The 1,379-nt window shown below is 39.2% G+C and carries 1 pseudogene; it reads left to right on the top strand.

Annotation, left to right across the window (positions count from 1 at the left end):
• Window positions 1-449: 449 nt before the first annotated feature.
• Window positions 450-1,379 (top strand): annotated as a pseudogene (locus M2R48_RS00240) (hypothetical protein); the annotation flags it as partial.

Genomic DNA, 1,379 nt, shown 5'->3' on the forward strand with positions numbered 1-1,379 from the left:
CATCCCGACGCGATACAGCAAACGAACTTAGCTTAGAGGGTTAAGTTGTTAAATGTTTATTGCGTCTTATTTATCACTGACGAAGTGATAAATTAATCATTAAGAGAATATGAAGAACAACTTGTGTGGATTTTTACTGATTGATTGATCGAAATATTATCATTGATTGATTGGTTTAAATTACTCGAAGTTTATTTGAGAGAATTTGTCAGTACATTGATGAGCCAGAATTGTGAACTGTTACGAATCAAGGTAATCAAATCACAACGAATACGTCTGATATCAGTACATTAAAAGGTGGTTTTAACCTACAAAGTAATGGTAAGAACAGTGGTTCGATTAAAGCGGGTGACACGGTTGATATTGGTGTAGCAACGCCAGCGGACACTAACCTTACCGCAACCAAGACAGGTAACAATGTTGCATTTGCTTTAAGCAAAGACTTGAATTTAACCAGTGTTACTACAGGTAATACCGTGATTAACAACGCTGGTGTAACCGCGGATAAAGTGACTGTTGGTACTGTGGTGGTTGATAAAACGACTGGGATCAATGCGGGTGGTAAAAAGATTACCAATGTAGCGGCAGGTGATATCAGTACAGCAGCATCAACAGATGCTGTGAATGGTGGTCAATTATTTACAACGAATCAAAATGTTGCGAAAAACACATCAGACATCAGTACATTAAATACCACTGTCACTAATCAAGGTAATCAAATCACGACCAATACGTCGAATATCGCAACTAATACATCTGATATCAGCACCTTAAAAGGTGGCTTTAATTTACAAACCAACGGTAAGAACAGTGGTGCGATTAAAGCGGGTGACACGGTTGATATTGGTGTAGCAACTCCAGCGGATACTAACCTTACAGCAACCAAGACAGGTAATAATGTCGCATTTGCTTTAAGCAAAGACTTGAATCAAATCACGACCAATACGTCGAATATCGCAACTAATACATCTGATATCAGCACCTTAAAAGGTGGCTTTAATTTACAAACCAACGGTAAGAACAGTGGTGCGATTAAAGCGGGTGACACGGTTGATATTGGTGTAGCAACGCCAGCGGACACTAACCTTACCGCAACCAAGACAGGTAACAATGTTGCATTTGCTTTAAGCAAAGACTTGAATTTAACCAGTGTTACTACAGGTAATACCATTATTAACACCGCTGGTGTAACCGCGTATAAAGTGACTGTTGGTACTGTGGTGGTTGATAAAACGACTGGGATCAATGCAGGTGGTAAAAAGATTACCAATGTAGCGGCAGGTGATATCAGCTCAGCGACATCAACAGATGCTGTGAATGGTGGTCAATTATTTACAACGAATCAAAATGTAAGTAATTTGACGACAACTGTTACGAAT

Source organism: Acinetobacter sp. I-MWF, from assembly GCF_025433935.1.
In the GTDB taxonomy this organism is placed as follows: Bacteria; Pseudomonadota; Gammaproteobacteria; order Pseudomonadales; family Moraxellaceae; genus Acinetobacter; species Acinetobacter guillouiae.